The sequence below is a fragment of the Acinetobacter sp. YK3 genome (assembly GCF_001729365.1).
Lineage (GTDB): Bacteria > Pseudomonadota > Gammaproteobacteria > Pseudomonadales > Moraxellaceae > Acinetobacter > Acinetobacter vivianii.
Window position 1 is genome coordinate 1 of record NZ_LZPJ01000058.1, and the last position, 8,047, is coordinate 8,047.

Genomic DNA, 8,047 nt, shown 5'->3' on the forward strand with positions numbered 1-8,047 from the left:
TCATCGTCGTCATCACGACGACTGCGGCCTCGGCCACCACGATCGTCATAATCGTCGTCGTCATCGCGGCTGCTAGAACGACGGCCATTTTTATGACTTAAAGAACCAGCTTCACGCGCTTCTTCTGAAGTAAATTCATGTGCATTTCCCCGTGAATGGGCCATACGTCCAGCCTCACGGGCTTCTTCGGTGGTAAATTCATGCGCATTTCCGCTTGCATGGGCTGCGCGTCCGCCCTTACTCGCTATTTCCCGTAAGCGATCTGGATCCATGCTGGCGAATCCACGGTTTGAGGTACCTGAATTATTATCTTGATCATCTTGTCTAGAATCTTGATTAGCCATGATTATCTCTTCCTCTATTAAAATTATAGATGCACCGTTATATAGCGGCTATATTCACCATAAGAGATAAAATGCTTTTGCTCTAACCCTGCTATGTTTCAATACTTTTAAATGTTGCCAATTTATTTTTTTATAAAACTGATATCATCATGTTATATGAGTAATTTTTAAGTATTATCTTTTAAACTTCCTATATATTTTTTACGCTTTAAATAACGCAGAGAAGAAAGAATTAATAAAGACAACAAATAAACATTCTTTTACAACCCCAATCAAAATCATTAAAGTGGATATAAAAAAATACAAAGCACACATTTAAAGAAACAATAAAGTTTTAGACATTAAAATATGCGATTGAATAAATTTTCAGGAGATTTAAAATGAATGAAAAAATGGAAGTCAGTTCAGATTTGGAACTACAACCTAGCTTTATGACATTACTTAGCCCTGAAATTTTGCTGGCTCATTTAGATACAGATAACCACGACTGGCTGGCATATGATTCGGACTGGTTTTACAAAGTAGAAAAAAAAGACATTACATTACCATTTCAGCGCATTCTACACATTACTAACAATATGAAAAATATTGAAATTTATAGTGATAAGTACGAACATCCTAAGGCGCTAGAATCTCAACGATCATCGATCAATAACGAACAATTACAGGAAGCCGAGAAAATAATTAGACTAATTCTCAATCTAGAACAATCCACAGCCATTGAAAATTGGACCCAAGATACTGAAAATAGAACACTTGTCGAAGATATTATAGCTGGTCATCATATTAAGATTTTATCTCTGGTCTAGCAGTCATTTGATAATGGATAAAATTTATATTTTTTTACTAGCTTCTACGGAATAAATACAATTCCAACTAATCAAAACATTGTCCTTACCGAAAATAACATCTTTTTCAAAGATGATAAAAATAATTGAATCAAAGGACTTTAGAGATGAGCAACAATCCGAATCAATATCCAACTTCTGCGCCTGCCCAAGAACAACCACACCAACCTGGCAAGCAACAAGTGATGCATCCAGAACCTGAAATCATCAAGTCGACGCATCAAGGCAGCAATAAACTCAAAGATAAAGTTGCACTGATTAGTGGTGGTGACAGCGGTATAGGCCGTTCTATTGCCGTATTATTTGCCCGTGAAGGTGCAGATATCGCAATTATTTATCTTGAAGAACAAGAAGATGCTGAAAAAACTAAACAACTGGTTGAGCAAGAAGGTCGACAATGTTTACTGTTTAAAGAAGATATAACTGATCCTGACGTCTCAGAAAAGTGTGTTGAGGAGACGTTAAAGGCTTTTGGGGAAATTAATATCTTGGTTAATAATGCTGGCGTTCAGTTTCAGCAAAAAGATTTAATCAATATTAGTAATGAACAATTAGAGAGAACTTTTAAAACCAATATTTTCTCAATGTTTTATTTAACTAAAGCGGTACTGCCTCATTTAAAAGAAGGAGACAGTATTATTAATACCACCAGTATTACCAGTTATCACGGACACGATGAATTAATAGACTATGCCAGCACCAAAGGCGCAATTACAACATTTACCCGCAGTTTATCGACGAATCTCATGAAGCAGAAAAAAGGCATCCGTGTGAATGGTGTTGCTCCTGGCCCAATCTGGACTCCGCTCATTCCAAGTAGTTTTGATGCAGAAACGGTAGAGAAATTTGGTCAGGATACACCCATGGGACGAATGGGCCAACCGAGTGAAGTTGCGCCTGCATACTTATTCTTGGCTTCCGATGATGCCAGTTATATTACAGGACAGGTTATCCACGTGAACGGCGGTGAAATTATCAATGGCTAAGCCAGTATAAAACCTCCTTTGGGAGGTTTTATAATAACAATAAGAGGCTAAAAATGAATCAGCATTTTACTATGGAAGGTATACAGCAAAGGGCTTTGCACTATTTACTCCATTTTTTAGAAGAACAGCATTATCGTTTTACTGTCATTACACCGCTTAGTCATGAACGGATTTTGAAGCGCAAAAAACACTTATCCGATACAGCGAGGAGCTTAAAGGATATTTTTGGCTGGAATCTGCCCTTTTATCCTGAAGCTCTGGATCAATAACTTTTTCTGATCTTAAAAAATGCCGACCTGATCCGTCTTGAAGATCAGCAATGGTTGAGTACAGTTCGAGTGGCATCTCTAGATGAAAAGTTATTTATCCATTCAGCTTTTCCAACGCTTGAAACCGATGCTGTGTTCTTTGGGCCAGATACTTATCGTTTTTATTATCATCTTAAACAATACTTACTCCACCAGACACATGTTATACAGCGTAGTGTAGAACTTTGTTGTGGTGCTTCACCTGTCGCCATTACGATTGCCAAGTTAACTCCTGAGGCTACTGAAATTTTTACTGCGGATATTAATCCTAAAGCACTGTTTTATAGTCAGGTGAATAAAGATTTTACGGGGTTGAGTAATATTTTCCCCACACAGAGTAATCTTTTTTCCGATCTGGAGGGTCATTTTGACCTGATCTTTGCAAATCCTCCTTACCTGATGGATCTGCATGAACGTCAATATCGGCACGGTGGTAATGTGCTGGATGGCACTGATTTATCCTTTAATATTCTCAGCGAAGGAATCAAAAGACTGACGCCTCAAGGCACGTTATTTTTATATACAGGCATTGCGATCAGTCAGGACGGCAATAAATTTTTAGAAGCAGTCGATAGCTGGATACAAGATTATCCAGACTTTAACTACAGTTATGAAGAAATTGACCCAGATGTGTTTGGGGAAGAACTTGAACAACCAGCCTATCAACATATTGAAAGAATTGCTGTGGTTTTGATCAAGCTCTCTGCTACCTGATTTTTTTGAATATAAAAAAAAGCTCCATGACGGAGCTTTTTTAGCATTAGGCAGGTATGGCTTCTGCCACGGCTTCCCTCGCCCAAACACGATGATGACGGAGCAACTGTTTCAGCTTCTCGGCCACATGACGGAAATCATCTTGCAATAGCGTGCCTTCATCTGGCACTAAATCAAGTTGATCCAGTAATTCAGCTTTATCACCCAAGAATACAATTGGTTTTAAATGCTTATAGGCTTCAAGTAAATAATGCTTGGTCACACCATCCGCCAAAACAGCATCTAAATTATCGCCATCTGCAATCACCACAGCATCATAGATAATAGAAGGTTCCGCTTTCTGCATGCCATCCGAGGTAATCACTTCATCGCGTGACCCTTTTACTGGTGCTAGCATTGGCGTTAATAAATGCACAATGGCATTTTCCTGAATCGACCAGTTAATAATCGTGCGTAATGTCTCCGCATGAACTTTGTCATGAATCAGTACGGCGATTTTACGTCCCTGAATATCCTCAGGAATAAACGCTTGCATAGAAAGTTTTTCAGATTTTTCAATGCTGGCCTGCTTAAAGTTTTCTTTTAAGTCTGGCACCTCGATTCCAAGATTTTGTCCAACTTTTTTCGCGAGATCGGTATCAATATTGGCCAGCACTTCCTGAACTTCACGCTCACGGATATGTGGTCGCTGTACCTTACTTAATTCAAAAGTATAGGCATCGACCACATGTTTTTGCTCATGCGGTGCCAAGCTTTGATAATACAAACGCGCTTGTGAAAAATGATCCGAGAAAGATTCACTACGCTGACGAATTTTATGTCCGTCAATGCGCTCCTGATAACTTTCAAAGCCGCCATTCTGTGCAGCAGCAGGAATCTCAATCGGCCAGTTATTATCAATCGAATTCGGCTGATATGAAGCCTGACCTTTATGGATTTGATGCTGATGAATGCCATCACGCTGATTATTGTGGAATGGACATACAGGCTTATTGATTGGGATCTGATGGAAATTCGGGCCACCCAAACGACTTAACTGAGTATCGGTATAGGAAAATAAACGAGCCTGCAATAACGGATCATTAGTGAAATCAAGCCCTGGTACGATATGCCCTGGGCAGAATGCAATTTGCTCAGTTTCTGCAAAGAAATTATCCACATTACGATTCAACACAAACTTGCCAATTGGCGTAATTGGAACCAATTCTTCAGGAATAATTTTGGTCGGATCGAGCAGATCAAAATCAAAGCTCATTTCATCTTCTTCTTCAACAATCTGCACACCCAGTTCCCACTCAGGATACAGACCCTGCTCAATGGCTTCATACAGGTCTCGACGATGAAAATCAGGATCTTTACCTGCCAGCTTCTGTGCTTCATCCCAAACCAGTGCACTTAAACCCTGTTTCGGTGTCCAGTGAAATTTCACAAAACGAGCTTTTTCATGCGCATCTACAAAACGGAAAGTATGCACACCAAAGCCCTGAATCGAGCGTAGATTACGCGGAATCGCACGATCAGACATCGCCCACATCACAGCATGCGCGGACTCAGGCACCAGTGAAACAAAATCCCAGAAAGTATCATGCGCAGTCGCACCAGTCGGAATTTCTCTATGTGGTTCAGGTTTTACTGCATGAACGAAATCTGGAAATTTAATCCCATCCTGAACAAAAAATACGGGAGCATTATTGCCGACCAGATCAAAATTACCTTCTTGGGTATAGAACTTAATGGCAAAACCACGAATATCACGTACTGTATCCGCCGAACCACGTGGCCCCTGAACTGTCGAAAAACGCACAAAAATAGGCGTTTGTATGCTTGGATCAGTCAGAAAACCCGCTTTAGTAAACCGCTCATTGCCTTCATAAGCCTGAAAATAACCATGTGCACCGACACCACGCGCATGCACAATCCGTTCTGGAATACGTTCATGGTCAAAGTGCGTAATTTTCTCACGCAAAATAAAATCTTCGAGTAAAGTTGAGCCTCGTACACCCGCTTTTAAGCTATTCTGGTTATCTGCAATTTTTACCCCTTGATTGGTTGTTAATGCTTCGTCGGTGGCATCACTTCTTACCTGATCAAGCTGTCTGGTCTTTTCAGTCTGATTACTTTTGTCTGGTGTATTCCCAGCTAAAGCACTTTTAGTATTGTTATCTTTAAAATCGTCATTCATTGGGCTACCCTGTTTTATTGTTGGCTAAATAAAATGATTAAATGGTGTTGTGGTTTTCCTGACTTAACGCGGTGAAGCGGTTAAATAAGGAAATAACAATTCGGCATACTTCTGAGTACTCCATAGACCTATGCTTTTGTGATGAGATTCGGGGGCAAGAAAAGGCGTCAATTTACAAAGCTTGAGTGCAAAATTGTCTGTCTGGCTAACTCTGGTTTGTAAGTGTTCCAGTTCGCCATCCGAGATATAACTGAATAAATAATCATGTAAAGGTTGTTCTTTACTTAGACTATTCTTATAAGGCAAGACATGGGTTGAGTATTGATCGCCAGCAATCCAGTCATGAATAATCTGTCTTTCTGCAGGTGTAAACACACCATACATTTTTCCATCTTCATGGCTAATCATGCGCCAGAATGGACTCTCTTCAGGATCACAATTAAATCTAATCCAGCGCTTTTCGACCAGTTGATTGATAAAACTCCCAATCTGTTGTGGATTGGCTAGCCACTGATTAATGGATTTGCATCCAACAAATTGTTTTTCGTTATGAACCAGTTGCCCAATTAAGGCTTTGCGTTTTAAGATTTTATGAACAAAATTTTCAAGATTCAGGTCTTTAATAATTTGTAGTGAGGACATACCCTGCTGATTTAAGGCATAGCCACGTTTTACCTTCGCCATAAAAGCTTCTTTATCTTTATATTTTTTATAAACATTTTCAAAAGCTTTTAAAGACTTATGCGCATGGCCATTGTCCAGATTATCAATGGTAATATGCAAATTGAAGTATTTGGCTTCGATTCCCAGTTCTTTAAGTTCATAGTTAGTAATTAAAAGATGTAAAGGAAGCTGCTCATAACCGAGATTAAAACCAATGATTTCAGGAATAAACTCTGGTGGTGCATAAGCTAAAGCCAGTTGGACTGCTGAGTGATGGTAATACTCGTCGTCTAGGAAAAGTTCAAAATCATCCAGACCCAATACACGTAACAAGTCATCGTAGATACAGACATGATTGGACTTCGCCTGCCCCAGACCAAGCTCTTCTAGATAGATTAAAATGAGGTCATGAAAAACAGGATCATTCCAATAATTTACGAAGCTATATAACCAAGAACCGTCTACTTTTTTTACAGGGGCAACTTTTAGTAAAAATTCAAATGCCTGCCCGATGTTTTTAAAATATTCTCGCTGGCTCCCTGCTTGGCGCTGGCTTAAATACTCTTGATAGCTGAGACATACTTTACGATTTTCATTGTTATACCAATTACGGATTTCCTCAATCTCATTGGGCAAAGAAGTCTTATTCGGCTTCATCGTATCAAATTCTTGTGCTAAGAAATTAACTGCTTTTTTCTCTTTTTCAAAGTTAGATATATCCCCATCAAGGAAGAAAGAAACTAACTCGTAATAATTTTTATGATCGTCCTGCAACAAATCAAGTAATCTTTTTTTTACGACAACAGACATTTCCATTCTCCGAATCGAAAATATAAATTTACCTTACGTTGCTCATCCTTTATTCCTACCAACATTTTGTTAAAACAAGTTAAGATTGAAACAAATAAAAATCAAAAACCTTTTATATCAACAAAATAGGAAAACTACTTTTTTACATTTCAATATTTTGAATTATTTAATCAGAAAATAGATTAAAAAATAATTAATAATTTAAGTAATAAATTTGATGAGAAAAACCTATGTTTAAAAAATCATGCGAATTACTGGCTCAAAAGAAGCTTTCTGTTTTCTTTCTTGAAAGTGCTTCCGCAGGTTATTTATCCTATCAGTTTTCTTTGAGTCCATTTTCTGGAGATATTCTTATAGGAAGTCTGGTTTGTTATGACTTAAAAGTAAAAGAAAAGGTGCTAAAAATTTCTCCAAAACTCATTAAGAAATATAGTGCTGAATCCATTCAAGTCACAGAAGAGATGATTAAAAAGGGAAAGAAAATCTTTAAATCAGATATTTATATTTCCTGTACAGGATTGCTTAAGAAAGGAGGCTCTGAAAGCAAACAGAAACCTGTCGGAACATTCTTTTATTGTATAGATTATAAAAATAAAACCTATATATTCAAAAAGATATATAAAGGAAGACCCGAAGCAAAGCTAAAAAATCTACTCAAGGATATATGCCGTAATATTGTTAAGATTATCAATAAAAAAGATATCCAAAACAAATGACCTTATTCTTTGTTGCAGTTTGTTACTTTAGTATAAACTTATATTAAGACTGTTCGCTTTAAAAACAAACACAAATACTTAACTTGTTAAAAAATCATTATTTCCATAAAAAAACTGCATTACATTTAAATATAGTGAAACAGGCTCACCCTATGATTAAAATAAAAATATGTTTTAATTAAATCATCTGATTTACTCAGATATTATCAAAAACCAAATGAGGTGTACGATCATGAGTAATACAAATAACCAAAGCAATCAAGAACGCAATAATCAACAGCAGCAACAACAAAATCAGCAAAACCAGCAGAACCAAAACAATGACAACCGTCAGCAGCAACAGCAGCAAAACGACAACCGTCAACAACAAGGTTCGAATCAAAAAAATTCTAACCAACAAGGATCAAACCAAAATAATCAACAGAAATAAGATTTGATTATTTTGAGATCCGTAAATATTTAGGAGAATAAATTAT

The 8,047-nt window shown here is 37.6% G+C and carries 7 protein-coding genes and 1 pseudogene; 5 read left to right on the forward strand and 3 right to left on the reverse strand.

Annotation, left to right across the window (positions count from 1 at the left end; genetic code table 11):
* The coding region (locus tag A9Z07_RS05235) for a KGG domain-containing protein (protein WP_069577510.1) at nt 1-344 on the reverse strand (344 nt) is incomplete at its 3' end.
* Between the two features lie 380 nt (nt 345-724).
* On the opposite strand from A9Z07_RS05235, the gene A9Z07_RS05240 reads away from it, so the two are divergent.
* From A9Z07_RS05240 to A9Z07_RS05250, 3 genes and pseudogenes are all read left to right on the forward strand, one after another.
* Nucleotides 725-1,153 (forward strand): hypothetical protein, encoded by a 429-nt coding sequence (locus tag A9Z07_RS05240; RefSeq protein WP_069577501.1) that lies wholly within the window; start codon nt 725-727, stop codon nt 1,151-1,153.
* A 146-nt stretch (nt 1,154-1,299) separates the two neighbouring features.
* Nucleotides 1,300-2,178, forward strand: coding sequence for an SDR family oxidoreductase (locus A9Z07_RS05245; protein ID WP_069577503.1), 879 nt, complete (start codon nt 1,300-1,302; stop codon nt 2,176-2,178).
* A 53-nt stretch (nt 2,179-2,231) separates the two neighbouring features.
* A pseudogene (locus tag A9Z07_RS05250) lies at nt 2,232-3,200 on the forward strand (methyltransferase).
* Nucleotides 3,201-3,246: 46 nt separating this feature from the next.
* Here the strand turns inward: A9Z07_RS05250 and katE are convergent.
* On the reverse strand, nt 3,247-5,382 hold the full coding sequence (katE, locus tag A9Z07_RS05255; RefSeq protein WP_069577505.1) for a catalase HPII: 2,136 nt from the start codon (nt 5,380-5,382) through the stop codon (nt 3,247-3,249).
* Nucleotides 5,383-5,445: 63 nt separating this feature from the next.
* On the reverse strand, nt 5,446-6,855 hold the full coding sequence (locus tag A9Z07_RS05260; RefSeq protein ID WP_069577506.1) for an iron-containing redox enzyme family protein: 1,410 nt from the start codon (nt 6,853-6,855) through the stop codon (nt 5,446-5,448).
* Between the two features lie 230 nt (nt 6,856-7,085).
* Between A9Z07_RS05260 and A9Z07_RS05265 the strand changes: the two genes are divergently transcribed.
* Entirely contained in the window at nt 7,086-7,571 is a 486-nt protein-coding gene (locus A9Z07_RS05265) for a CinA family protein (RefSeq protein ID WP_069577508.1), read from the forward strand.
* Between the two features lie 232 nt (nt 7,572-7,803).
* The gene (locus A9Z07_RS05270; protein WP_047427002.1) at nt 7,804-8,001 is read left to right on the forward strand and encodes a hypothetical protein; all 198 of its coding nucleotides are present in this window, start codon (nt 7,804-7,806) and stop codon (nt 7,999-8,001) included.
* Nucleotides 8,002-8,047 lie beyond the last annotated feature (46 nt).

What these genes read in the sequence shown, in the direction of transcription:
- A9Z07_RS05240 (WP_069577501.1), top strand. Translation starts at nt 725, where the DNA reads ATGAATGAAAAAATGGAAGTCAGTTCAGATTTGGAACTACAACCTAGC.
- A9Z07_RS05245 (WP_069577503.1), top strand. Translation starts at nt 1,300, where the DNA reads ATGAGCAACAATCCGAATCAATATCCAACTTCTGCGCCTGCCCAAGAA.
- katE (WP_069577505.1), bottom strand. Translation starts at nt 5,382, where the DNA reads ATGAATGACGATTTTAAAGATAACAATACTAAAAGTGCTTTAGCTGGG.
- A9Z07_RS05260 (WP_069577506.1), bottom strand. Translation starts at nt 6,855, where the DNA reads ATGTCTGTTGTCGTAAAAAAAAGATTACTTGATTTGTTGCAGGACGAT.
- A9Z07_RS05265 (WP_069577508.1), top strand. Translation starts at nt 7,086, where the DNA reads ATGTTTAAAAAATCATGCGAATTACTGGCTCAAAAGAAGCTTTCTGTT.
- A9Z07_RS05270 (WP_047427002.1), top strand. Translation starts at nt 7,804, where the DNA reads ATGAGTAATACAAATAACCAAAGCAATCAAGAACGCAATAATCAACAG.